At 63.1% G+C, this 25993-nt stretch carries 18 protein-coding genes; 14 read left to right on the top strand and 4 right to left on the bottom strand.

The window, feature by feature from the left end; all coding sequences use genetic code 11:
• Positions 1 to 31: 31 nt before the first annotated feature.
• Entirely contained in the window at positions 32 to 952 is a 921-nt protein-coding gene (gene argF, locus HU770_RS07840; RefSeq protein ID WP_033702673.1) for an ornithine carbamoyltransferase, read from the top strand.
• Positions 949 to 2058, top strand: a complete 1110-nt coding sequence (locus HU770_RS07835; protein WP_033702674.1) for an ABC transporter ATP-binding protein — start codon at positions 949 to 951, stop codon at positions 2056 to 2058. Before argF ends, HU770_RS07835 begins: the two co-directional genes overlap by 4 nt.
• Positions 2059 to 2099: 41 nt before the next feature.
• Here HU770_RS07835 and ybaK read toward each other — a convergent pair whose 3' ends face one another.
• Positions 2100 to 2570 (bottom strand): Cys-tRNA(Pro) deacylase, encoded by a 471-nt coding sequence (gene ybaK, locus HU770_RS07830; protein WP_033702675.1) that lies wholly within the window; start codon positions 2568 to 2570, stop codon positions 2100 to 2102.
• Positions 2571 to 2872: 302 nt separating this feature from the next.
• On the opposite strand from ybaK, the gene HU770_RS07825 reads away from it, so the two are divergent.
• The 4 genes from HU770_RS07825 to glpD all read left to right on the top strand — a co-directional run bounded on the left by HU770_RS07825 (position 2873) and on the right by glpD (position 8017).
• Complete coding sequence (locus HU770_RS07825) at positions 2873 to 3724, top strand: MIP/aquaporin family protein (RefSeq protein WP_186663441.1); 852 nt, start codon at positions 2873 to 2875, stop codon at positions 3722 to 3724.
• 51 nt (positions 3725 to 3775) lie between these two features.
• Complete coding sequence (glpK, locus tag HU770_RS07820) at positions 3776 to 5275, top strand: glycerol kinase GlpK (RefSeq protein ID WP_186663440.1); 1500 nt, start codon at positions 3776 to 3778, stop codon at positions 5273 to 5275.
• A 129-nt stretch (positions 5276 to 5404) separates the two neighbouring features.
• On the top strand, positions 5405 to 6160 hold the full coding sequence (glpR, locus tag HU770_RS07815; protein WP_033702678.1) for a DNA-binding transcriptional repressor GlpR: 756 nt from the start codon (positions 5405 to 5407) through the stop codon (positions 6158 to 6160).
• Positions 6161 to 6487: 327 nt separating this feature from the next.
• On the top strand, positions 6488 to 8017 hold the full coding sequence (gene glpD, locus HU770_RS07810; RefSeq protein ID WP_047583643.1) for a glycerol-3-phosphate dehydrogenase: 1530 nt from the start codon (positions 6488 to 6490) through the stop codon (positions 8015 to 8017).
• Positions 8018 to 8052: 35 nt separating this feature from the next.
• Here the strand turns inward: glpD and HU770_RS27350 are convergent, their stop codons facing one another.
• On the bottom strand, positions 8053 to 12180 hold the full coding sequence (locus tag HU770_RS27350; protein ID WP_186663439.1) for an NEL-type E3 ubiquitin ligase domain-containing protein: 4128 nt from the start codon (positions 12178 to 12180) through the stop codon (positions 8053 to 8055).
• Positions 12181 to 12499: 319 nt separating this feature from the next.
• Between HU770_RS27350 and HU770_RS07800 the strand changes: the two genes are divergently transcribed.
• The 6 genes from HU770_RS07800 to HU770_RS07775 all read left to right on the top strand — a co-directional run bounded on the left by HU770_RS07800 (position 12500) and on the right by HU770_RS07775 (position 19006).
• Entirely contained in the window at positions 12500 to 13417 is a 918-nt protein-coding gene (locus tag HU770_RS07800; protein WP_033702990.1) for a glutamate/aspartate ABC transporter substrate-binding protein, read from the top strand.
• Positions 13418 to 13559: 142 nt separating this feature from the next.
• Positions 13560 to 14306, top strand: coding sequence for an amino acid ABC transporter permease (locus tag HU770_RS07795; RefSeq protein WP_186663438.1), 747 nt, complete (start codon positions 13560 to 13562; stop codon positions 14304 to 14306).
• Positions 14307 to 14978, top strand: coding sequence for an ABC transporter permease subunit (locus HU770_RS07790; protein ID WP_033702682.1), 672 nt, complete (start codon positions 14307 to 14309; stop codon positions 14976 to 14978).
• A complete protein-coding gene (locus HU770_RS07785) occupies positions 14975 to 15709 on the top strand; it encodes an amino acid ABC transporter ATP-binding protein (RefSeq protein ID WP_047583640.1) in 735 nt (244 codons plus the stop codon). Before HU770_RS07790 ends, HU770_RS07785 begins: the two co-directional genes overlap by 4 nt.
• 67 nt (positions 15710 to 15776) lie before the next feature.
• A complete protein-coding gene (locus HU770_RS07780) occupies positions 15777 to 17681 on the top strand; it encodes an ATP-binding protein (RefSeq protein WP_156310215.1) in 1905 nt (634 codons plus the stop codon).
• On the top strand, positions 17678 to 19006 hold the full coding sequence (locus tag HU770_RS07775) for a sigma-54 dependent transcriptional regulator (RefSeq protein ID WP_186663437.1): 1329 nt from the start codon (positions 17678 to 17680) through the stop codon (positions 19004 to 19006). The genes HU770_RS07780 and HU770_RS07775 overlap by 4 nt, the downstream gene beginning before the upstream one ends.
• A 37-nt stretch (positions 19007 to 19043) precedes the next feature.
• Here HU770_RS07775 and HU770_RS07770 read toward each other — a convergent pair whose 3' ends face one another.
• The gene (locus HU770_RS07770; RefSeq protein ID WP_186663436.1) at positions 19044 to 20039 is read right to left on the bottom strand and encodes an alpha/beta hydrolase; all 996 of its coding nucleotides are present in this window, start codon (positions 20037 to 20039) and stop codon (positions 19044 to 19046) included.
• Between the two features lie 207 nt (positions 20040 to 20246).
• Between HU770_RS07770 and metR the strand changes: the two genes are divergently transcribed.
• Complete coding sequence (gene metR, locus HU770_RS07765) at positions 20247 to 21164, top strand: transcriptional regulator MetR (protein ID WP_033702687.1); 918 nt, start codon at positions 20247 to 20249, stop codon at positions 21162 to 21164.
• On the opposite strand, the gene HU770_RS07760 is transcribed toward metR, so the two are convergent.
• Positions 21148 to 21561 (bottom strand): NUDIX domain-containing protein, encoded by a 414-nt coding sequence (locus tag HU770_RS07760; protein ID WP_186656693.1) that lies wholly within the window; start codon positions 21559 to 21561, stop codon positions 21148 to 21150. The genes metR and HU770_RS07760 overlap by 17 nt on opposite strands.
• Before the next feature lie 129 nt (positions 21562 to 21690).
• On the opposite strand from HU770_RS07760, the gene HU770_RS07755 reads away from it, so the two are divergent.
• A complete protein-coding gene (locus HU770_RS07755; RefSeq protein WP_186663435.1) occupies positions 21691 to 25974 on the top strand; it encodes a DEAD/DEAH box helicase in 4284 nt (1427 codons plus the stop codon).
• Positions 25975 to 25993: the final 19 nt, after the last annotated feature.

The following is a 25993-nucleotide window of genomic DNA, read 5'->3' as shown; positions in this document are numbered from 1 at the left end:
CTGCATACCGTTGCAGATAAGGTAGTCAATCATGAGCGCTAGGCACTTTCTCTCCCTGCTGGACTTCACCACCGACGAATTGCTCGGGGTGATCCGCCGCGGCATCGAGCTGAAGGACTTGCGCAAGCGAAGCGTGCTGTTCGAGCCCCTCAAAAGCCGTGTGCTGGGGATGATCTTCGAAAAGTCATCGACCCGTACCCGCGTGTCGTTCGAGGCCGGTATGATCCAGCTGGGCGGCCAGGCCATCTTCCTGTCGCCACGCGATACCCAGCTGGGCCGTGGCGAACCGATCGGTGACAGCGCTATCGTCCTGTCGAGCATGCTCGACGTGGTGATGATCCGTACCCACGCCCACAGCACCCTCACCGAGTTCGCGGCGAAGTCGAGCGTGCCGGTGATCAATGCCCTGTCCGACGAGTCGCACCCGTGCCAGCTGCTGGCCGACATGCAGACGTTCCTCGAACACCGCGGCTCGATCCAGGGCAAGACCGTGGCGTGGATCGGTGATGGCTTCAACATGTGCAACTCCTATATCGAAGCCGCCCGTCAGTTCGATTTCCAGCTGCGCATCGCCTGCCCGGAAGGTTACGAGCCGGATCCACGCTTCATGGCATTAGGCGGTGATCGCGTGCAAATCATCCGCGACCCCAAGGAAGCCGTGCGTGGCGCGCACCTGGTGACCACCGATGTCTGGACTTCCATGGGCCAGGAGGAGGAAACTGCACGGCGCCTGGCGCACTTCGCGCCTTACCAGGTCACCCGCGAACTGCTCGACCTGGCGGCACCCGACGCCCTGTTCATGCACTGCCTGCCGGCCCACCGTGGCGAGGAAATCAGCCATGACCTGCTCGACGACCCTCGTTCGGTCGCCTGGGACCAGGCTGAAAACCGCCTGCATGCACAGAAGGCCCTTCTCGAATTCCTTGTAGAACCGGCTTACCACCACGCATGAGTCAACCCCTACTGCTCAACCTGCGCAACCTCGCCTGCGGCTATGGCGACCAGCGCATCGTCCAGAACCTCAACCTGCACCTGAACGCAGGCGACATTGGTTGCCTGCTGGGTTCATCCGGTTGCGGCAAGACCACCACCCTGCGCGCCATCGCCGGTTTCGAACCTATCCATGAAGGCGAGATCCAGCTGGCGGGCGAGGTCATCTCCCGGCCAGGCTTCACCCTGGCTCCAGAAAAGCGCCGCATCGGCATGGTGTTCCAGGACTACGCCCTGTTCCCGCACCTGACCGTGGCCCAGAACATCGCCTTCGGCATTGCCAAGCACCCGCGCCAGGCGCAGGTCGTCGAAGAGATGCTCGAGCTGGTCAAGCTCGGTGGGCTGGGCGGCCGCTATCCGCATGAGCTGTCCGGTGGGCAACAGCAGCGGGTCGCGCTGGCCCGCGCGCTGGCCCCGGAGCCTCAGTTGCTGCTGCTCGACGAGCCGTTCTCCAACCTCGACGTGGAACTGCGCCGGCGCTTGAGCCATGAAGTGCGCGACATCCTCAAGAGCCGTGGCACCAGCGCCATTCTGGTGACCCACGACCAGGAAGAGGCGTTTGCCGTCAGCGATCACGTGGGCGTGTTCAAGGAAGGTCGCCTGGAGCAGTGGGACACCCCTTACAACCTCTACCACGAGCCGCAGACGCCGTTCGTGGCCAGCTTCATCGGCCAGGGCTATTTCATCCGTGGCCAGATGAGCAGCCATGAGGCGGTCAATACCGAACTCGGTGAGCTGCGCGGCAACCGTGCGTACATCATGGCGCCGGGGAGTTCGGTGGATGTGCTGCTGCGCCCTGACGACATCGTGCATGCGCCAGACAGCCCGCTGCGGGCGAGCATCGTAGGCAAGAGCTTCCTGGGGGCGTCGACGCTGTATCGCCTGCAACTGGTTACCGGTAGCCAGCTGGAGGCGATCTTCCCCAGCCATGTCGATCATCAGGTCGGTGAGGAAGTCGGGATTGCCGTGGCCGCCGATCACCTGGTGCTGTTCCCGGTGCCGGGCAGTGTCGCGGCGCAGTTGCCGCGGCAGGAGAACGGCGTTCGTCGGTACAGTTCGGCGACCTGATTCACGATTGCCGGGGCTGCTGCGCGGCGGCCCCAGCCATTTCAGCCCCGGCCGATACCGGCAAACGTGCCCTGAGTATGTTCAGCCAGCACCGCAGCCGCCAACTCCACCTCCAGCCCGCGCCGCCCGGCGCTGACATGGATAGTTGCAAAGTGTTGCGCCGACTCGTCGATAAAAGTGCGCAGGCGCTTCTTCTGGCCCAACGGGCTGATACCGCCCACCAAGTATCCCGTGGCGCGCTGAGCCGCCGCCGGGTCGGCCATCTCGCACTTCTTCACACCGGCCGCATGGGCCAGTGCCTTGAGGTCCAGGGTGCCCACCACCGGTACCACGGCCACCAGCAATTCGCCTTTCTCACTGCTCGCCAACAAGGTCTTGAACACCTGCTGCGGCTCTAGCCCGAGCTTTTCCGCTGCCTCCAACCCATACGACGCCGACTTCGGATCGTGCTCATAACTGTGCACGCGATGTTCAGCGCGGGCTTTTTTCAACACGTCTAGGGCGGGGGTCATGCGCAGCTCCGGTCGAGTACAAGTCGGCGGCTACTTTAGGACATATCCCACATCACAGCCAATACACAGCTTACGCGCCTCTCTAGCGTGCGGTTTCGCGCGCCCTAACAACGTCCAGATCGTGACTGACCGTTCACTTTCGACCTTTGACATAAGCGTTTCTTGTCTATATTTTTTCGTTTCTGAATAAATGGTGCACTTTTAAGGTGCATTTCCAACTTCTGCCTGGGGTCAATGGGGATCGACACCGGGCTTTGCTGTCGAGCGCCACGCGCCTCACAACAAAAAAAACGAGGTCATACATGACGACTGCTCTACGCGAACCCACTCTGTCCAGCCAGTGCCTGGCCGAGTTTCTCGGCACTGCGCTGCTGATCTTCTTCGGCACCGGCTGCGTGGCCGCGCTCAAAGTCGCGGGTGCCAGCTTCGGCCTGTGGGAAATCAGCATCATCTGGGGCGTCGGCGTCAGCATGGCTATCTACTTCACTGCGGGCGTTTCAGGTGCGCACCTGAACCCGGCCGTGAGCATCGCCCTCACCCTGTTCGCCGGTTTCGACAAGCGCAAGCTGCCGTTCTACATGCTCGCCCAGGTCTGTGGCGCCTTCTGCGGCGCAGCGCTGGTCTACACCTTGTACAGCAATCTGTTCTTCGATTTCGAACAAGCCCATGCCATGTTGCGAGGCAGTACCGAAAGCCTCGAACTGGCCTCGGTGTTCTCTACCTACCCGCACCCCTCACTTTCGACCGGCCAGGCATTCCTGGTGGAAGTCGTCATCACGGCCATCCTCATGGCCGTGATCATGGCCCTGACCGACGACAACAATGGCCTGCCACGTGGCGCCGTCGCGCCGCTGCTGATCGGCCTGCTGATTGCCGTGATCGGCAGCGCCATGGGGCCGCTGACCGGCTTCGCGATGAACCCAGCCCGCGATTTCGGACCAAAACTGATGACATTCCTGGCCGGTTGGGGCGAAATCGCCTTCACTGGCGGACGAGATATTCCCTATTTCCTGGTTCCGGTGTTCGCACCGATCCTCGGCGCATGCCTGGGCGCTGCCGCGTATCGCGGCATGATCGCCCGCAACCTGCCGGTGGCGCCCACCGCGAACCCTGAGACAAACGACAATCGCCAGGGCGATACTCAAGTCAACTGATGCGGCCTCACGCCCAAGCCCTGACTTCCTCATTTTGCAAGGCCAACGACCATGACAGACACCCTGGATAAGCACTACATCATCGCCCTGGACCAGGGCACCACCAGCTCGCGAGCGATCATTTTCGACCGCGACGCCAATGTGGTCGGCACCTCCCAGCGCGAATTCGTCCAGCACTACCCGCAGGCTGGCTGGGTCGAACACGACCCGATGGAGATCTTCGCCACCCAGAGCGCCACCATGGTCGAAGCCCTGGCTCAGGCCGGCATCAGCCACGCCCAGGTCGCTGCACTCGGCATCACCAACCAGCGCGAAACCACGGTGGTGTGGGACAAGGAAACCGGCCGCCCGGTTTACAACGCCATTGTCTGGCAGTGCCGCCGCAGTACCGAAATCTGCGCGCAGCTCAAGCGTGATGGCCACGAAGACTACATCCGCGAGACCACGGGCCTGGTCACCGACCCCTACTTCTCCGGCACCAAACTGAAGTGGATCCTCGACAATGTCGAAGGTGCCCGTGAACGCGCCGAACGCGGCGAACTGCTGTTCGGCACCATCGATACCTGGCTGATCTGGAAGTTCTCGGGCGGCAAGGTGCATGTCACCGACTACACCAACGCCTCGCGTACGCTGATGTTCAACATCCACAGCCTGGAATGGGACGACAAGCTGCTGGAAATTCTTGGCATTCCACGCCAGATGCTGCCCCAGGTACGCCCCTCTTCCGAAGTCTACGGCCACACCAAGAGCGGCATCGCCATCGCCGGTATCGCCGGCGACCAGCAGTCCGCGCTGTTCGGCCAGATGTGCGTTGAGCCCGGTCAGGCCAAGAACACCTACGGCACCGGCTGCTTCCTGCTGATGAACACCGGCGACAAGGCCGTCACGTCGTCCCACGGCTTGCTCACCACCATCGCCTGCGGCCCCCGCGGCGAAGTGGCCTACGCACTGGAAGGCGCCGTGTTCAACGGTGGCTCCACCGTGCAGTGGCTGCGCGACGAACTGAAGATCGTCAACGATGCCCTCGACACCGAGTACTTCGCCAGCAAGGTGAAGGACAGCAACGGTGTGTACCTGGTGCCCGCCTTCACCGGCCTGGGCGCCCCCTACTGGGACCCCTATGCCCGTGGTGCCCTGTTCGGCCTGACGCGTGGGGTGAAGGTCGACCATATCATCCGTGCTGCATTGGAATCGATCGCCTACCAGACCCGTGACGTGCTTGACGCCATGCAACAGGATTGCGGCCAACGCCTGTCCGAACTGCGCGTCGACGGCGGCGCGGTAGCCAACAACTTCCTTATGCAGTTCCAGGCCGACATCCTCGGCACCTGTGTGGAGCGCCCGAAAATGCGTGAAACCACAGCCCTTGGCGCCGCCTACCTGGCGGGCCTTGCCTGTGGCTTCTGGAGCAGCCTGGACGAGTTGCGCGACAAGGCGATCATCGAGCGCGAGTTCAGCCCACAACTGGATGAGGCGCAAAAAGAGAAGCTGTACGCCGGGTGGAAGAAGGCGGTCGATCGTACCCGCGACTGGGAAGACCACGCGGTTTGAATCGGCGTTGAAGCGTGCGGCGTCATCGCGGGCTTGCCTGCGATGACGCCAACACCAACGTCCGCTGGCCGTCATCCCCTTCCTACGGCATCATTGCAGAATTTGTCCGGCTGCCCAAAAGGACCGCCCATGAATCTGCCCCCCCGCCAACAACAAATCCTTGAGCTGGTACGCGAACGCGGCTACGTCAGCATCGAAGAAATGGCACAGCTGTTCGTCGTCACCCCGCAAACCATCCGGCGCGACATCAACCAGCTCGCCGAGCTCAACCTGCTGCGCCGCTACCACGGTGGCGCCGCCTACGATTCGAGCATCGAAAACACCGCCTACGCCATGCGTGCCGACCAGATGCGCGATGAAAAGCAGCGTATCGCCGATGCCGTTGCCCAGCAGATTCCCGACCATGCTTCGCTGTTCATCAACATCGGTACCACCACCGAATCGATTGCCCGTGCGTTGCTGAACCATAGCCACCTGAAGGTGATTACCAACAACCTGCACGTGGCCTCGATTCTGGCTGCCAAGGACGATTTCGAAGTGTTGGTGGCCGGTGGCACGGTGCGGCGTGATGGTGGGGTGGTGGGCCAGGCCAGTGTCGATTTCATCAGCCAGTTCAAGGTCGACTTCGCCCTGGTCGGGATCAGCGGCATCGATGAAGATGGCAGCCTGCTCGACTTCGACTACCAGGAAGTTCGGGTTTCCCAGGCAATCATTGCCAATGCCCGGCAGGTTATTCTGGCTGCCGACTCCAGCAAGTTCGGGCGCAATGCCATGGTTCGCCTGGGGTCGATCAACCTGGTCGATTGCCTGGTGACCGACCAGACGCCCACGGCGGCCCTGAATCAGTTGCTCAATCAGTACAAGATTCGCCTTGAGGTGGTTTGAGCCCTGAGACTTCGAAGGCCTCGCTGGGAATAGAGTGAGGGCTGAAAGTCGCCTGCCTTGAGTGTTGCAGGGGCGTCAAAATCGAGCGCCGCGCGGGCGGCGCTCGATCTCACAGGCGCCAAAGATGTTGTGACAAGCACTTGCAACCCCACACCCTTCCAGAACACCCCGCAAACCCCGCAATTTTCGATTTTGTTCATTTTCTTCTCATTCAATCAGTTTTTTCTATAACCCACGACTGGATACTGCCTTTCCATTGCGCTAGTATTTTCGGAAACGAACATCAATGTTCATATTCGATGTGAACAGCCCCAGGAGGCCTTGCCCGTGTCCCAGCCCGTTTCGTCCCAGCCCCCCCTCGCCGACTGCTATGACCTCGCCGTGATCGGCGGTGGCATCAATGGCGTGGGCATCGCTGCCGACGCCGCCGGGCGTGGCCTCAAGGTCTTCCTCTGCGAAAAGGACGACCTGGCCCAGCACACCTCCTCCGCCAGCAGCAAGCTGATCCATGGCGGCCTTCGTTACCTGGAGCACTACGAGTTCCGGCTGGTCCGCGAAGCACTGGCCGAGCGTGAAGTGCTGCTGGCCAAGGCGCCGCATATCGTCAAGCCCATGCGCTTCGTGTTGCCACACCGCCCGCACTTGCGCCCGGCCTGGATGATCCGTGCCGGCCTGTTCCTCTACGATCACCTGGGCAAGCGCAAGCGCCTGGGCGCCTCGCGCAGCCTGCGCTTCGGCCCGGGCTACCCGCTCAAGCCGGCGATCACCCGTGGCTTCGAATACGCCGACTGCGCCGTTGACGACGCACGCCTGGTGGTGCTCAACGCCATGGCCGCACGCGAAAACGGTGCACACATCCATACCCGTACCCGTTGCCTGCGCGCCGAACGCGTCGACGGCCTGTGGCACGTGGAGTTGCAGCAAGCCGATGGCAGCGTGCACAGCATTCGCGCCCGGGCATTGGTCAACGCCGCCGGCCCTTGGGTCGCCAGCTTCATCAAGGATGACCTCAAGCTCGATGCGCCGTACGGCATTCGCCTGATCCAGGGCAGCCACCTGATCGTGCCGCGCCTGTACGAAGGGGATCACGCCTACATCCTGCAGAACGAAGACCAACGTATCGTCTTCTGCATCCCCTATCTGGACCGTTTCACCTTGATCGGCACCACCGACCGCGAGTACAGCGGCGACCCGGCCAAGGTGGCGATCACCGAGCAGGAAACCGACTACCTGCTGAAGGTGGTCAACGCGCACTTCAATCATCAACTGAGCCGCAGCGATATCCTGCACACCTACTCCGGCGTGCGCCCGCTGTGCAACGACGAATCGGATAACCCGTCCGCCGTCACCCGTGATTACACCCTCGCGCTTTCCGCCGCTCAAGGCGAGGCGCCTTTGCTGTCGGTGTTTGGCGGCAAACTGACCACGTACCGCAAGCTGGCCGAGTCGGCCATGGCAGAACTCAAGCCGTTTTTCAGCCAGATGAGCCAGAGCTGGACAGCCCACTCTGCCCTGCCCGGTGGTGAAGGCATGAGCACGCCTCAGGCCCTGGTCGACGACCTGCTCACGCAGCACCAATGGCTCGCGCCGGATATCGCCAAGCGCTGGGCAGTGACCTACGGCAGCCGCACCTGGCAGTTGCTGGAAGGTGTGAACGGCCCGGACGATCTGGGCCAGGCGATTGGTGGTGGCCTGTTCACCCGGGAAGTCGATTACCTGCGCGAAACCGAATGGGCTGTCAGCACTCAGGATATCCTCTGGCGCAGAACCAAACTGGGCCTGTTCACCAGCGACAGCGAACAGCGCGCACTGGCTGATTACCTGGCTCAGGGCGACGCACGCAGCAACGCCGCCTGAACCCTGCGCGGCGACCGCCTGACGGTCGCCCGCACTCAGAACTCCCGACCGTACGCCTCCTTTGCCAACTCCAGGTAAAGGGCACGCTCTTCGCCATTGAGCGTTTCCATCAATGCCGCAGCGCGCTCAAGGTACTGCTGCTCGCCCGAGTCGCCAGCCTGAAGCTCATAAGCCTCCAGCTGTTCATGAAACGGTGCGGCCAAGGCTTCGAAGCGCTCAGGGTAGCGATTGCGCACATAGCCTTGCCAGAACTCTCGTTGCGCCAGTGCCTGGCTCAGCACGTCGGTATTTTCACCGGCCAGCACGCTAGTACCCGCACGCATGATCCGCGTACGGGTCACACCGCTGTGCTCAAGGTAATTCATGTGCCGCGGTTGGGCCGGTAGATCGAGCCTGTCAGCCAGGTGAACCCGGTAGGCAAGGTAAACTTCGATGTCATCCACCGCGGCAAAAGGGTCCTGGCGCATTTCCTGGATATGCCGAGCGGCAATACTGTCCAGTTCGTCCAGGCGATAAAGCGAGCGCCCGAGCCTCAGCAAGGTCGCCTCGGCCCGCGCGCCCCCCTCACCGGCCGCGTGCAAGGCAATATGGGTTCTGACTTCCAGTTGGCTGAGGATCAGTAACAGCCGGTCCTCACAGGTCCTGCGTCCTTGCGTCTGCCAGAACACCGCTTCACGCACGTCAGTGTTGTCCGCGCAAAGCTCGAGTATCCGCGACACCCTGGCGCGGTAGTAGCGCGGGTGATCGAGGAAGTCATCAGAACTTGCGAAATCTGCCAGAAAACGAAACAGATCTACCGACTGTGTCTCCTGAGACAAACTCGTCCAGATCTGCGTGCGCTGGGTGCGTACGGCTTCGTCGGTACCCTCCATCCATCGATCCAGCAGCGTACTGTCGGCGATGGCGTGTTGATAAGAGCTACGCCGGTGGAGGGTCGCAACCGTGTGACTGTGGGCAATCAGCTCCTCGCCCGCTTCGTCCAGAGGGTTGTCATGCAGTGCCAACCGTTGCAGTCGATCGCTCAAGCTGCGCAACTGCCCGTTCAACTGACGAATCTGATTCTCGCGAACATCCACCAACCCCCTCCAAGGCATCTGGTCGTCATCTGGCAATTCTTGCAGCCCGGTTCCGCGCAGCGACACTTCGCGCAAGTTACGCAACCCTGAAAGGTCTGGCGCCTGGCCCAAGGGGTTATAGTTCAGATCAAGTTGCTGGAGCATCGCAAGGCTTGCCAGCCTTTGACTGCCCGCCCCATCGACGGTAATCCAGTTACCCGACAGTCGCAGCGTACGCAGCTCGGTTAAACGTTCCAGGCCAAGTGGCAAGGTGCTCAACTGATTGTCCCGCAGGTCCAGTTCGCGCAGGTGGGTGAACCTGCCCAGGAAATCCTCATCGACCTGCTCAAGGCTCATGTTGCGTAACGTCAAGCGTCGCACATGGCCAAACTCGATGCCTGCCGGCAAGGCCGGCAAGCTGCCCACCTGTTCGCCATCGATATGCAGGACAAAGTCATCACCGGCAAGGCCGGTCGTCTTGCGCCGCCAGGCACGACGAATCTGGTTGGCCACGCGTCGCCGCCTGAGCCCATCCATGAAGCTCACCCGCTGCCGCTGCCAGGCGTCAAGTGCACCGCGCAGGCTTTCCAGCCGCTGCTGAAGGCTGCTGAGGTGGTCCCAAAGGCCGACCCTGCGTTGCATCAGGTCGAGCAGGTAAGCGTCCAATTGAGCATCGGTCAGGGTAGGGAAAATTTCATGTAAGCCGCGCCGGATCGCCTGACGGCTGCTCTCGCCGCCGCCACTCAGTGCATAGCCAATTCGGCCGTCTGCTATGCGCTGCGGCGGTCGATAGCGTTCAGCGATAGGCGGCAAGCCCATCATTTTTGCGGTTTTTTCGCGATCGACGCTGGCTTGTCGGGAGAGCCTTTGGCCGAGTTCAGGCGCCATCAACTCGGGGCCGCCAAGCGCCACTTTCTGATCGTCCTCCAGGGTGTGCAGCAAACACGGCAACAAGCCCGTAGCTGACCCTGCTGGGGTGGCATCACTCAAGTAATAACCCTGCTCGGTCTGGATGATGCGTCTGACTTGCGACGCGTCGTTAGCGCCCTTCGACGCCAGCAAGCGACCGCCCGCTTCCCCAAGGCGCAGTTCAATGCGCACCGACGGCGGCCAAGGCGCCAGTTCATTGATCAGCTCCAAGGCCAAGCGCTGGGTATCGAAATTGATCTCACCTTCATGCTCGAACCCCATCAGTGCGCGGTCCAGCCGACTTTCCCGCAAGAACCAGCGTGCACGCTCGGCCATTGCCAATGGCACACGACCACTGGCCAGCAGCGCCTTGATTTGCTCACCGTTTGCCAGCTCGAGAATTTCTTCGGCGCAACGCACGGACAAGCCCGGAAATACCCTCATCAGTATTGCGCCGGCAGCAGAGGGTACAGCCTGGCGAATAGCCAGCTCGCGCTCGAAAGCGGCGCCCCGCAGGTGCGGCTCAAGGACATGGCACTCGTGGCGTGCATGGGCATCAAGCAGCCGTGCTGGGGCTGGCGCCTCTTGCAGGTGCAGATGGCGCAACTGGTTGTGTTCGAGTCCGGTTACCCGAAGCAGCGTTTCGGCAGTCTGGTCAGAGGCTTGCGCGAAGTCCCCGCCAAATCTGCGCATCAGCGGGCCGCCGCCATCGAGGTGATGGGCCGAGAGCGGCCGGTCCGCCAACCTGCAGCGGCCCTCGCCTTCGTGCAGGGGCGTGAGCGCATCGACAAACGGCACCCGTTCCAGCACCCGGCCCACACCCACTACCCCAACGCCCACCGCGGCACCGACAGCAAGGTTCTCTGCCACGCCAAACAGGTGATCCAGTGCCCCTTGGCGGTCCCCTATCCGCCAATCGGCATAGCTTTTGTAGACTTCGCTGACCACGTCCACCGCAGCCACGGCAAACATCACCTCCCCCAATACCGGAATGAACAGCGCAGCCAGGTTGAGCACATCGAGCCCCGCACTCTTGAGCGCTTCCAGCCGCTGATGGCGCTCGATGGCGGTTTCGTCGGCGGTGGGCACTGCCAGGATTCTTGCATCATCAAGCATCTTGTCGACCTGCAAGCCACGCAGATAGGCGAACAAGGGCGTATCGATGGCGAAATTGCGCCCATCCAGAACAGCTGGCGCTTGCATGCTACTGGCTTCGATCAGGCGCTCCAGGGTGGCCGTGAAGCTGGGCCGGTCACGTTCACTGATGAAGCGTCTGAAAAAGGATCGGTAATGAGGCGCACGCAACCGTTTGGCCAATGACTGATACAAGGTCTCCCAGGAGGCGTGCCTGGTCACCGGCCGATACGGATCCCGCGGTATCCAACTGATGATCCCCACCAGCGGCCCTTCAGCACGCTCGCGTAGCTCCAGGGTGACAAGCCCATGGATACGCTTGCCCAGCAGATATAACTGGCGGGGCGTTACAACACCCGGGGTCGCCGGCACGATGGGGTTGCTTGCGAACACCGGCAACAAGCGCAAGTAGTCGACTTCGGCCAGCTCGGACTTGATCCTTGCAATACGCACTGCAACGTCCAGCTGGGCACGCAGGTTTTCTTCGAACATGCGCTCTACAGCGACACGGGCAAAACCCTCGGGTGCCGGGGGCCTGCTTTTGGGAAAAAGTTGCGAGCGGAGCATTTTCTGATACTGGCCGCCAATGTCCAGCTCCCTGCAACAGCGGGCAAACGCTTCGAACTTCAGCGAAAGCTTCTCCCCACGGCCGTCCTGCAGGTAGGCACGTCGATGGAGTGACGGCAAGGTCTCGTCCTCGTGAAAATTATGCAACGCAGCCGTCAGCAACGGTTGCACGCTGTGGAGTGTCCTCCACGGTGTATGCAGGCGTGGTGCTGCGCTGGGCAGGGGCACATCGTCCTCGATGTAGACCTGCATGCTTCGCACATCGACATCGTCCAGGCCCTTGGCGCGCAATGCCTTTTCGAGCAGGGGCGTGGCAAAAGCCTCCAGGCTGGGAATGCCTGCCAACCTGTTTTTGACATTTTCCGCAGCGGCCTGCTGTTGGCGCAGCGCCCTGTGCAAGGTCAGAAGAAGATCGACATTGGCAGTTCTCAGCCAATCGGCAAGCTGGTGGGCAATGAAGGCATCGACGGAATCGGAGGGGATCGGAATGACGGACACGGCATGCGCTCCTGATGATGAGGCAGCCAGCTCAACATTTGCGTTTCATGCCGATGTGTTACTTAAAGCTGATGCCCCCGTTCGGATTGCCGAACGAAAAAAACCCACGCATTCGGCGTTCCGACTATGGGTTATTCCAGAAAAACCTTGAGATAGGGCTGATGCCCAGGCTTTTCGGGGGGTTATGATCATTCACAGAGTTTGGCACGAGTCATGCTCTACACTTGGAAGCCGAATGCACCGCTTCATGCTGTATTCGTTGAACGAAAGAGTCCGCCAACGGCTCCATAAAAAAAACAAACACGTCGAGGAAAATTTGATGCGTATCGTTCGTCAATTGCTGGGCGCCGCCATCGCGGCTGCAGTCATCGCTTCGCCTGTCATGGCCGAGGAGCTGACCGGCACCCTGAAGAAGATCAAGGACTCGGGCACCATCACACTGGGGCACCGTGACTCATCCATTCCATTTTCCTACCTGGCAGGCAGCACCACGCCCGTCGGCTACTCCCACGACATCCAGCTCGCTGTGGTCGAAGCGCTGAAGAAGCAGCTGGGCACCGACATCAAGGTCAAGTACAACCTCGTCACCTCCCAGACCCGTATTCCTCTGGTGCAGAACGGCACCGTCGACCTGGAATGCGGCTCCACCACCAACAACGTCGAGCGCCAGCAGCAGGTCGGTTTCTCGGTCGGCATCTTTGAAGTCGGTACCCGTCTGCTGACCAAGGTCAAGGACGGTCAGCCATCCTATAAAGACTTCCCGGACCTGGCCGGCAAGAACGTGGTGACCACCGCCGGTACCACCTCCGAGCGCATCCTCAAGGCGATGAACGCCGACAAGCAGATGAAGATGAACGTGATTTCCGCCAAGGACCACGGTGAAGCCTTCAACATGCTCGAAAGCGGCCGCGCCGTGGCCTTCATGATGGACGACGCCCTGCTGGCCGGTGAAATGGCCAAGGCGCGTAAACCTGCGGATTGGGTCATCACCGGTACTCCACAGTCGTACGAAATCTACGGCTGCATGGTGCGCAAGGAAGACGCTGCGTTCAAGAAAGCGGTCGACGACGCCATCGTGGGCTACTTCAAATCGGGTGAAGTCAACAAGAGCTACGACAAGTGGTTCATGCAACCGATCCCGCCAAAAGGCCTGAACCTGCAGTTCCAGATGAGCGACGAACTGAAGAAACTGATCGCCGAGCCGACCGACAAGGCCGCGGACGAGAAGAAGTCCTGATCCTCAGATAGTGGCCTGGTGCGCAAGCGCACGAATCTATTCTGCAGGCCACTCATTAGTGTCTAACCTTTCATCCGAGGGCGCCGAGCGCCCCCGGATGCTCGAAGGTGCCCGTGAAACAACCGTCTGAGGGGAAATCCCGATGAATTACAACTGGGACTGGGGCGTGTTCTTCAAGTCCACCGGCGTGGGCAGCGAAACCTATCTGGACTGGTACATCACCGGCCTGGGCTGGACCATCGCCATCGCCATCACCGCCTGGATCATCGCACTGCTGCTGGGGTCGGTACTCGGCGTCATGCGTACCGTGCCTAACCGCCTTATATCGGGCATCGCCACCGCCTACGTGGAGCTGTTCCGTAACGTACCGCTGCTGGTGCAATTGTTCATCTGGTACTTCCTGGTACCAGACCTGCTGCCCGAGGGCCTGCAGGAATGGTTCAAGCAGGACCTCAACCCGACCACCTCGGCGCTGATCAGCGTGGTTGTCTGCCTGGGCCTGTTCACCGCCGCGCGAGTCTGCGAACAGGTGCGGACCGGTATCCAGGCGCTGCCCCGCGGCCAAGAGGCCGCTGCCCGTGCCATGGGCTTCAGCCTGACGCAGATCTACACCAACGTGCTGCTGCCGCAAGCGTACCGGATCATCATTCCGCCGCTCACCTCCGAGTTTCTCAACGTGTTCAAGAACTCCTCGGTGGCCTCGCTGATCGGCCTGATGGAGCTGCTGGCACAGACCAAACAGACGGCAGAATTTTCCGCCAACCTGTTCGAGGCATTCACCCTGGCCACGCTGATCTACTTCACCCTGAACATGGGCCTGATGCTACTCATGCGCCTGGTCGAGAAGAAAGTTGCCGTGCCTGGCCTGATTTCCGTGGGGGGCAAGTAAATGGACATGGATTTCAGCGAAATCATCCCGGCCCTGCCTGCCCTGTGGGGCGGCATGGTCATGACCCTGCAATTGATGGTCATGGGCGTGGTCGGCGGCATCGCGCTCGGCACCCTGTTGGCATTGATGCGCCTGTCGTCGAGCAAGCTGCTGTCGCGTGTGGCGGGTGCCTACGTCAACTACTTCCGCTCGATCCCGCTGCTGCTGGTGATCACCTGGTTCTACCTGGCGGTGCCGTTCGTGCTGCGCTGGATCACCGGCGAAGATACCCCCGTCGGTGCGTTCACCTCCTGCGTCGTCGCGTTCATGATGTTCGAGGCGGCGTACTTCTGCGAAATCGTCCGCGCCGGCGTGCAGTCGATTTCCAAAGGGCAGATGGGTGCCGCTCAAGCACTGGGCATGAATTACGCCCAGACCATGCGCCTGATCATCCTGCCCCAGGCCTTCCGCAAGATGACCCCGCTGCTGCTGCAGCAGAGCATCATCCTGTTCCAGGACACCTCGCTGGTGTATACCGTGGGCCTGGTCGACTTCCTCAACTCGGCACGCTCCAACGGCGACATCATCGGGCGCTCCCATGAGTTCCTGATCTTCGCCGGGGTTGTCTACTTCATCATCAGCTTCTCCGCTTCGTGGCTGGTCAAGCGCCTGCAAAAAAGGATCACCGTATGATTTCCATCAAGAACGTCAACAAGTGGTACGGCGACTTCCAGGTACTGACCGACTGCAGCACCGACGTCAAGAAAGGTGAAGTGGTGGTAGTGTGCGGCCCGTCGGGCTCGGGCAAGTCCACCCTGATCAAGTGCGTCAACGCCCTCGAACCGTTCCAGAAAGGCGACGTGGTGGTCGATGGCACCTCGATTGCCGACCCGAAGACCAACCTGCCCAAGCTGCGTTCGCGGGTCGGCATGGTGTTCCAGCACTTCGAGCTGTTCCCGCACCTGACCATCACCGAGAACCTGACCATCGCCCAGCGCAAGGTACTTGGCCGCAGCGAGGCGGAAGCCACCAAGAAGGGCCTGGCCCTGCTCGAACGCGTCGGCCTCAGCGCCCATGCCAAGAAGCACCCCGGCCAGCTCTCCGGCGGCCAGCAGCAGCGTGTGGCGATCGCCCGCGCCCTGGCGATGGACCCGATCGTCATGCTGTTCGACGAACCGACCTCGGCACTGGACCCGGAAATGGTCAGCGAGGTGCTGGATGTGATGGTGCAACTGGCCCACGAAGGCATGACCATGATGTGCGTGACCCACGAGATGGGCTTTGCCCGCAAGGTCGCCAATCGGGTCATCTTCATGGACAAGGGCAGCATCATCGAAGACTGCACCAAAGAGGAGTTCTTCGGTGACCAGAGCGCCCGCGACCAACGCACCCAGCACTTCCTGAGCAAGATCCTGCAACACTAAGTCGGCCTCCAGCTCCGCTGCTCGCCCCCTCCGGGCAGCGGATGCTGGTCGTGACAAGGCCACTGTGATGAAATGCGACCCTTCGCTACTGCTCCCTGCCAAGCCTGCCGTGAATTCCCGCCTGATCCGCCAATTGCTGTTGCCGCCTTTGATCATCCTGCTGATGGTCGGCTTGGGGCTGGCCGGTTACCTGGTCAGCGAGAGCAACGGCATCCGCACCTTGAGCGAAAACGGTGAACGTCAGCTGGAGCTGCACGCGCGTACGGTCGAAAGCGAGATCAGCAAGTACACCTACCTGCCCAGCTTGCTGGAGCTTGAAGACAGCGTCTCGCACCTGCTCACCGACCCTGACGGCGGCTCCCGCCAGGCCGTCAACGAATACCTCGAAGGTTTGAATCGGCGCAGCCGCAGCCGGGCGATCTTCGTCCTCGACACCAATGGCCGGGTGCAGGCCACCAGCAACTGGCGCGATGCCGATTCGTTCCTCGGTGAAGACCTGTCGTTCCGAGCCTATTTCCAGACGGCCGTGCGCGGCGAACCCGGGCGCTTCTACGGCATCGGCAGCACCACCGGCGAGGCTGGCTACTACCTGGCCCACGGGCTGGAAGAACACGGCAAGATCATTGGCGTGGCGGTGATCAAGGTGCGCCTGGACACCCTTGAGGAGCGTTGGCAACGGGCCCGCCTGGAGGCTTTCGTCAGTGACGAAAACGGCATCATCATCCTCTCCAGCGACCCGGCCCGGCGCCTGAAATCGGTGCGCCCGCTGACCCCGCAAATCAAGGAGCGCCTGGCGCGCAGCCTGCAGTATTACTGGTGGCCGTTGAACGAGCTGCAACCATTGGCGCGGGAAACCCTGGCCGATGGCGTCGAGAAGCTGACCTTCCCGGCCAACAGCGAAACGGTTCAGGGCAAAGCCCATGAAGTGGCCTACCTGGCACAAACCCGGCGCCTGGTGGATACCCCGTGGCACTTCACCCTGCTGACCCCGCTGCAGGACTTGCGCCGTGAATCCATGGTGCAGGGCATCCTGGTTGGGGTGGCATTCGCCCTGCTGGCGATTCTGGGTATCGCCTGGAATGAGCGGCGCAAGGTCATCGCCACCCGCCTGGCCGCCCGCGAGGCACTGCAGGAAGCCAACAGCCAGCTCGAACGGCGTATCACCGAGCGCACCGCCGACCTGCGCGCCAGCAATGAACGGCTCAAGGGGCAGATCCGCGAGCGCCGGCATGCCGAGCAAACCCTGCGCCACGCCCAGGACGAGCTGGTCCAGGCAGGCAAGCTGGCCGCCATCGGGCAGATGTCCACCAGCATCGCCCACGAACTCAACCAGCCCTTGGCCGCGTTGCGCACCTTGTCGGGCAACACCGTGCGCTTCCTCGAACGCGGCGCACTGGAAACGGCCAGCACCAACCTGCGCACCATGAACGACCTGATCGATCGCATGGGCCGTATCACCGCCAGCCTGCGTTCGTTCGCCCGTCGTGGCGACGACAGTGGCCAGGCGTCGCTGGCCAAGGCAGTGGACGCCTCATTGCAGGTGCTGGCCAACCGTATCAGTGGCTGCCACTTGCAGTTGCACCATCAGTTCGAAGACCAGCAACTGGCCATTGACCAGACCCGCCTGGAGCAGATCCTGGTCAACCTGATCGGCAATGCCCTCGACGCCATGGCCACCCAGCCCTTGCCAGAGCTGTGGCTGGAAGGCGAGCTGCAGGGCGACAAATATCGCCTGCGCGTGCGCGACAATGGCCATGGCATCGACGCCGAGGCGCGCAAGCACCTGTTCGAACCCTTCTTCACCACCAAACCCGGCGAACATGGCCTGGGCCTGGGCCTGACCTTGTCGGCGAGCCTTGCCGCCGCCGCCAAGGGCAGCCTGAACGTCGAGCACCCCGCCAGTGGCGGCACGGCCTTTGTCCTGGCCCTGCCTCTGGTATCCCCCCCTAGCGAACCGGCGGAGCACCCATGAACCAAGCGCCTCTTACCGTCCTGATCGTCGAAGACGACCCGCATGTGCTGCTCGGCTGCCAGCAGGCGCTGGCGCTGGAAGACATCGCCTGTGAAGGGGTCGGCAGCGCCGAACAGGCCCTGGAACGCATCAGCGACGACTTCGCCGGCATCGTCGTCAGCGATATCCGCTTGCCGGGCATCGACGGCCTCGAACTGCTCAACCGCCTCAAAGCCCGCGACCGCAGCCTGCCCGTGGTGCTGATCACCGGCCATGGCGACATCGACATGGCGGTCGGCGCCATGCGCAATGGCGCCTATGACTTCATGGAGAAACCCTTCTCGCCTGAGCGCCTGGTCGATGTGGTGCGCCGCGCCCTCGAACATCGCGGCCTTTCCCGCGAAGTGGTGGCCCTGCGCCGCCAATTGGCCGAACAGAGCAGCCTGGAGGGTCGCATCATTGGCCGCTCGGCCGCCATGGAGCAGCTGCGCGAGTTGATCGCAAATGTGGCCGACACCTCGGCCAACGTGCTGATCGAAGGCGAGACCGGCACCGGCAAGGAACTGGTCGCCCGCTGCCTGCACGACTTCAGCCGCCGCCAGGGCCAGCCCTTCGTGGCCCTGAACTGCGGGGGCCTGCCCGAGAACCTGTTCGAAAGCGAGATCTTCGGCCACGAAGCCAACGCCTTCACCGGTGCGGGCAAACGCCGAATCGGCAAGATCGAACACGCCAACGGCGGCACGCTGTTCCTCGACGAAGTCGAAAGCATGCCGATCAACCTGCAGATCAAACTGCTGCGGGTGTTGCAGGAGCGCACCCTGGAACGGCTGGGCTCGAACCAGAGCATTGCGGTGGATTGCCGGGTGATTGCCGCGACCAAGGCCGACCTCGATGCCATGGGCCAGAACGGGCAGTTTCGCAGCGACCTGTACTACCGGCTGAACGTGGTGACGCTGGAACTACCGCCACTGCGCGAACGCCGCGAAGACATCCTGCAACTGTTCGAACACTTCCTGCAGCAATCGGCCCTGCGCTTCGATCGCGAAACGCCGACCTTGGACAGCCAGACCCTGTCGCGGCTGATGGCCCATGACTGGCCCGGCAACGTGCGCGAACTGCGCAACGTGGCCGAGCGTTATGCCTTGGGCCTGCCGGCGTTCAAGAAAGGCCCGAGTGGTGGCGCCAGCCAGGGCCTGGGCTTTTCCGAGGCCGTGGAGGCCTTCGAGCGCAACCTGCTCAGCGATGCCCTGCAGCGCACCGGCGGCAACCTCAGCCAGGCCAGCCAGGAACTGGGCATGGCCAAGACCACGCTGTTCGACAAAGTGAAAAAGTACGGGCTGAGCTGAAAGATCGGCATCGCCCTCTTCGCGGACAAAACCGCTCTCAAAGGCCTGCGATATGCGTCGCGTCCTGCCGGTGTGACTGCAGGTGAGGCAGCACCGCCCCCAGCAACGGCGCCTTGAACGGCTCCTGGAAGCGGTGCGCCAAACCCGGTATCAAGCGCAACTGGCTGCCTTGGATATGCGCTGCCAGGTGCACCCCATGCATCACCGGCAACAAGGGGTCGGCCGTGCCGTGCACCACAAGGGTCGGCACGCGCAACTGGTTGAGCAGCGCTACCCGGCTCGGTTCGGCAAGGATCGCCATGATCTGGCGCTTGGCGCCCTCAGGGTTGAACGCCCGGTCATAGGCCACGGCCGCCTGCTGCATCAGCGCCGCACGGTCATCGTGCACCTCGGGGCTGCCCAGTGCTGCCAGCAAATCAGCCTGCTGTTCGATGGCCACCTCGCGGTTCGGCGCACTGCGCCGGGCCAGCAACTGCACCAGGGCCGGATCTGGCGCGGGCAACCCTGCGGCCCCCGAGCTGGACATCACCAGCGTCAAGCTGCGCACCCGCTCCGGCGCCATCGCCGCCAGGTGCTGCGCGATCATCCCCCCCATGCTGACACCCAGCACATGGAATTGGTCTATGCCCAGTGAGTCCATCAGGCGCAGCCCATCCCCGGCCATGTCGGTCAGCGTATACGGCGCGGCGACTGGCAAACCCAGCTTGTAGCGCAGCAGCTCGACAGTCAGATTGGCCGAAGGGGGCAGTGGGTTCCAGCGTGACAGGCCAACATCGCGGTTGTCATAGCGAATGACCCGAAAACCCTGGCGGCACAAAGCTTCGACCACGTCGTCCGGCCAGTGGATCAGTTGCCCGCCCAGGCCCATGACCAGCAGCAGTGCCGGGTCTCGAGGCGCACCCACGCTCTGGTAGACCAGGCTCAGGTTGCCCAGCTCCGCCCGCTGAGCCGCCACGTGAACGTCGCAGCGCTGCTCGGCGAAGCTAGCCGGCACGCTGACAAGAAAGAACAAAAACAGCAGAAAAGCCCGCATGAAAGAAACACCAGAATGCAGATCCCCAGTAGAACGCGAGTCTGATGAAAATCATTCAAGCGCGCTGCCACAGTTCAATGACAATTTCGTGAACCTCGCCAGGCGGTCAGTGTGGCAACACACGTAAACCCTGATGACAGCCAGGCCAACTTGAGCCAGACTCAACGACTACCCCGTTTCCTCCCGTATTCCCAATGGAAAGTCGTTGTGCTTGAAATTCGCCACCTGAAAACCCTTCATGCCCTGCGCGAGTCCGACAGCCTGGTGGAGGCCGCCGAGCGCCTGCACCTGACGCAGTCAGCCCTGTCGCACCAGTTCAAGGAGCTCGAAGAGCGCCTTGGCCTGCCGCTGTTCGTGCGCAAGACCAAGCCGATCCGCTTTACCAGCGCCGGGCTGCGCCTGCTGCAACTGGCCGATGCCACCTTGCCGCTGCTGCGCGGCGCCGAACGTGACATCGCCCGCCTGGCCGGCGGCACCGCCGGGCGCCTGCACATGGCCATCGAATGCCATAGCTGCTTCCAATGGCTGATGCCGACCATCGACCAGTTCCGCGATGCCTGGCCGGAAGTGGAGCTGGACCTGGCCTCAGGGTTCGCCTTCGCCCCGCTGCCAGCCCTGGCCCGGGGTGACCTGGACCTGGTGGTCACCTCCGACCCGCTGGACCTGGCCGGTATCACCTATGTACCACTGTTCACCTACGAAGCCATGATTGCCGTCGCCAACCAGCATCCGCTGGCCAGCAAGCCTTACATCGTGCCGCAGGACCTGCTCGACCAGACCTTGATTACCTACCCGGTGGAACGCGACCGCCTGGATATCTTTACCCGCTTCCTGGAGCCGGCCGACATCGAACCGGCCGCCGTGCGCACCTCCGAGCTGACCGTGATGATGATGCAACTGGTCGCCAGCGGCCGCGGGGTGTGCGGCATGCCGCACTGGGCGCTGCACGAGTACAGCTCGCGCGGTTATGTGAAGGGCAAGCGCCTGGGCGAAAAGGGCCTGTTCGCCACGCTTTATGCGGCCGTGCGCACCGACATGCTCGACGCACCGTACATGCGCGACTTCCTGTTGACCGCCAAGGACACCTCGTTCGCCACCCTCGACGGGGTCAGCGCGGTACGCTGACCGCTTTGCGGTAGAGCGGCAGGATCAAGTCGCGGGTCAATGGCGCCAGCTCAAGAGTGGGCGCCTGGTCGGCGGCCAGCCAGACCACTTCTTCGATTTCCGCCGCTGGCACCACGGCCTCGGCGCTGTCGACCCGAAACAGCTCGGCCTGTACCTCATGACCTGGCTCGTTGGCCGCCGGGGCGCTGAAGCGGCCCAGGGGGATGGCCTGTGCAGGGTCGATGCGCAGGCCCAATTCCTCGTGCAGTTCGCGCACCAGTGCGGCCACCGCTGTCTCCCCTGCATCGATCTTGCCCCCAGGCTGCATGAAGGCCCGGGTGCCGCGTTTGCGGACCAGCAGGGTGCGGCCCTGGGGGTCGATCAGCAGGGCGGCGGCAATGCGGATGGTCTTGGTCATGGGATGGGCTCACAGGCAAAGCCAGAGAGCATCCCATGGGGCTCATGGCCAGACAAGCACAGGTAGCCTCCCCCATGCACAGACGAACGGCCCCTTGCCAACCCGCCGCCGACCCTCCATAACCAACACATGAACCTGCCCGCCCAACAGCACCCGGTGCTCGCACTGTTCCACCCCGCCGTCGGCACCTGGTTCCGTCGCCATTTCGCCACGGTCACCGACGCCCAGGCCCGTGCCTGGCCATTGATTCACGCCGGTCAGTCGATGCTGCTGGCCGCGCCGACCGGTTCGGGCAAGACCTTGAGCGCCTTCCTCGCGGTGCTCGATGAGCTGTTCCGCCAAGGCCTTGAACACGGCGGCGAACTGCCCGCACAGACGCAGGTGGTCTACGTCTCGCCGCTCAAGGCCCTGTCCAACGATATTCGCCTGAACCTGCAGGCCCCGCTCGAAGGCATCAGCCAGGCGCTCGAAGACCAGGGCCTTGAAGCGCCCCGTATCACCACCGCCGTGCGCACTGGCGACACACCGCAGAAAGAACGTGCAGCCATGCGCAAGCTCGCCCCGCACATCCTGGTGACCACGCCGGAGTCACTCTATGTGCTGATGGGCTCGGCCTCGGGCCGTGCCGGCCTTGCCAATGTGCACACGGTGATCGTCGATGAGATTCACGCCCTGGCCGGCAACAAACGCGGCGCCCATCTGGCGCTGACCCTTGAGCGCCTGCAAGCCCTCGCCGAACGGCCCTTGCGGCGCATCGGCCTGTCCGCCACCCAGCGGCCGGTGGAGCGCGTGGCGCAGTTTCTGGTGGGTCATCAGCGCCCCTGTGCGATCGTCGACATCGGCCACGCACGCACGCGCGACCTGGCCCTGGAAGTACCACCCGTGCCCCTGGGTGCGGTGATGGCCACCGACGTGTGGAACCTGGTCTACGACCGCCTGGCAACCCTGGCCCGCGAACACCGCACGACGTTGGTATTCGTCAACACCCGGCGCCTGGCCGAACGCCTGACCCGCCACCTCAGCGACCGCCTGGGCAAAGAAGCCGTGGCCGCGCACCACGGTAGCCTGGCCAAGGAGCTGCGCCTGAACGCCGAACAGCGCCTGAAGCAGGGCCAGTTGCAGGTGCTGGTGGCCACGGCTTCGCTGGAGCTGGGCATCGATATCGGCGATGTCGACCTGGTCTGCCAGATCGCCTCGCCAGGTTCGATCGCGGCCTTTTTGCAACGTGTCGGCCGCTCGGGCCACCAGGTCGAGGGCATTCCCAAAGGCCGGCTGTTCCCGACCTCGCGGGACGACCTGATCGAATGCACGGCCCTGCTCGACTGTGTGCGCCGAGGCGAGCTCGACCAGCTGCACATCGCCAAGGCCCCCCTGGATGTACTGGCCCAGCAAATCGTCGCCGAAGCCAGCAACCAGCCGTGGCAGGAGCAGGCGCTGTTCGACTGCCTGCGCCAGGCAACGCCCTACGCCGAACTCGACGTGCAGCATTACCAGGCGCTGCTGAGCATGCTTGCCGAGGGCTACAACGGCCGCCAAGGCATCCGTAGCGCCTACCTGCACCGCGACGCGGTGAGCGGCACCTTGCGCGGCCGTCGCGGCAGCCAGCTGACGGCCTTGACCAGTGGCGGCACCATCCCCGAGACCGCCGACTACGCCGTGCTGCTCGAACCCCAGGCGCTGAGCATCGGCAGCGTCAACGAAGACTTCGCGGTAGAAAGCATTGCCGGCGATATTTTCCAGTTGGGCAATGCCTCGTACCGGATCCTGCGGGTCGAACCTGGCCGCGTGCGGGTCGAGGACGCCCATGGCCTGCCGCCGACCATTCCGTTCTGGCTGGGTGAAGCACCAGGGCGCAGCGATGAGCTGTCAGCGGCGGTCGCCCGCTTGCAGGCACGCATCGACGAGCGGCTGGGGTTGCCGGGTGCAGATAGCGCGGCGGTGGTGCAATGGCTGCGGCGCAGCTTCGAACTGGGCGAAGACAGCGCCAGCCAGTTGCTCGATTACCTGGGGCGCACGCGGGAAGTACTGGGCGCCCTGCCCTCGCAACAGACGCTGATCATGGAGCGCTTCTTCGACGAGTCCGGCGGCACCCAACTGATCATCCACTCGCCCTATGGCAGCCGTATCAACCGCGCCTGGGGCCTGGCCCTGCGCAAGCGCTTCTGCCGCACGTTCAATTTCGAGCTGCAAGCGGCGGCCAGCGAAGATGCCATCGTGCTGTCGTTGTCCACCAGCCACAGTTTCGCCCTGGACGAGGTGTGGCGCTACCTGACCAGCCGCAATGCCGAACAGGTCCTCATCCAGGCCCTGCTCGACGCGCCGCTGTTCGGTGTGCGCTGGCGCTGGAACGCTGCCGTGGCCATGGCCTTGCCGCGCTTCGTTGGTGGGCGCAAGGTGGCCCCGCAGATCCAGCGGATGAAAAGCGAAGACCTGATTGCGTCGGTGTTCCCCGACCAGATCGCCTGCCTGGAAAACATCGTCGGCGAACGGCAGATCCCCGATCATCCGCTGGTCGAGCAGACCCTCGACGACTGCCTGCACGAGGCCATGGACAGCGAAGGCTGGCTGGCCCTGCTGCGGCGTATGGAGAGCGGCGAGGTGCGAATGATCAGCCGCGACCTGCCGGCACCGTCACCGCTGGCCTCGGCTATCCTCAACGCCAGGCCCTACGCGTTTCTGGACGATGCACCGCTGGAAGAACGCCGAACCCAGGCGGTACTCAACCGACGCTGGAGCGACGTGCGCAGTGGCGATGATCTGGGCGCGCTGGATGCCGATGCCATCCGCGCCGTGGAAGACGAGGCCTGGCCGCAACCGGTCAATGCCGATGAGATGCACGAAGCGTTGATGAGCCTGGGCGCCATCACCCAGCATGAAGCCCAGGCCAACGCCAGTTGGGCCCTGCTGCTTCGGCAACTGGCCAAGGCAGGCCGAGCCTTGCACCTGCCCGATCAACAGCTCTGGCTGGCCCGTGAGCGCCTGAACCTGCTGCAGGCGCTGTATCCAGGTGCAGCCACAGAGCCGGCCTTGAACCTGCTGCCCGGCTTTGATCAGGCCATCGACCCCGACACTGCGCTGAGCGAGCTGCTGCGCGCCCGCCTGGGAGGTTACGGGCCGCAGACCTTGGCGCAGATCGCCAGCCCCCTGGGCAAACCCCTGCCGGACATCGAGCAGGCTCTGGCTCGCCTGGAAAGCGAAGGCTATGTGCTGCGCGGCCATTTCAGCCCAGGTGCACACGACCTGCAGTGGTGCGAGCGCCACTTGCTGGCGCGCATCCACCGCTACACGGTCAAACGCCTGCGCCGGGAGATAGAACCGGTCAGCCTGCAGGACTTCATGCGCTTTCTGTTCGATTGGCAGCACCTGGCCGCAGACGAACGCCTGCGCGGGCCGCAGGCGGTGGCCGAGGTACTGGGCCAACTGCAGGGGTTTCCGAGTGCTGCGGGTGCCTGGGAAGCCGAACTGTTGCCTGCGCGGATCAAGGACTACAGCCCGCACTGGCTCGACGACGCGTGCCGCAGCGGGCAGTTCGCCTGGAGCCGCCTGGCAGCGACGCAGTCGAGCAGCACGTTGGCTAGCACCCCGCTGGTGTTGTTGCCCCGGGACCAGCTCAATACCTGGCGCAGCCTCGCGCCAGCCCCTTCCCCCGAGGCGCTAGGCCCGCGCGCGCAACGTGTGCATGAAGCGCTGAAAACGGAAGGTGCGCTGTTCTTCGATGAACTGGCCAAAGAGGCGCACCTGTTGCCCAGTGAGCTGGAAACGGCACTGCAGGAACTGGTGGGCTCAGGCCTGGCCGGCGCCGACAGCTTCACCGGCCTGCGCAGCCTGATCACACCAGCGGCCAAACGCGCGCCACGCCACAGCCGCCGCGGCCATGCGCCGTTTTCGAACAGCATGGCCCACGCCGGGCGCTGGGCGTTGTTGCGGCGCGGTACCGCCAACCTGAACGAAGACCAGCGCCTGGAACACATTGCCCGCACCCTGCTGCGTCGCTACGGGGTGATCTGCTGGCGCCTGCTGGAACGCGAGAGCGATGTGCTGCCCCCGTGGCGAGCGTTGCTGCGCTGTTATCACCGGCTGGAAGCCCGCGGCGAAATTCGTGGCGGGCGGTTTATCGCCGGGTTGGCCGGCGAGCAGTTCGCCTTGCCGGAGGCGGTAGGCCTGTTGCGGCAAGTGCGACGGCGTGAACCGGAGGGCGCCCTGGTGATGGTCAGTGCCAGCGACCCGCTGAACCTGGTGGGCTCGCTACTGCCGGGGGCCAAGGTACCGGCAGTGAGCGGCAATCGCTTGCTGTACCGCGATGGGGTACCCGTAGCGATGCGGGTTGCCGGGCGATACCAATTTCTCATCGACGCGTCGTTGGAAGAACAGCAAGCCTGGCGCCACCGCCTGTTACTCAAGCAGCACGACTGAGCAACCAGCCCGTTGTGCG

This window comes from Pseudomonas sp. SWRI68 (genome assembly GCF_014269165.1).
GTDB classification, from domain to species: domain Bacteria; phylum Pseudomonadota; class Gammaproteobacteria; order Pseudomonadales; family Pseudomonadaceae; genus Aquipseudomonas; species Aquipseudomonas capeferrum.
This window is presented reverse-complemented; position numbering and strand designations above follow the sequence as displayed.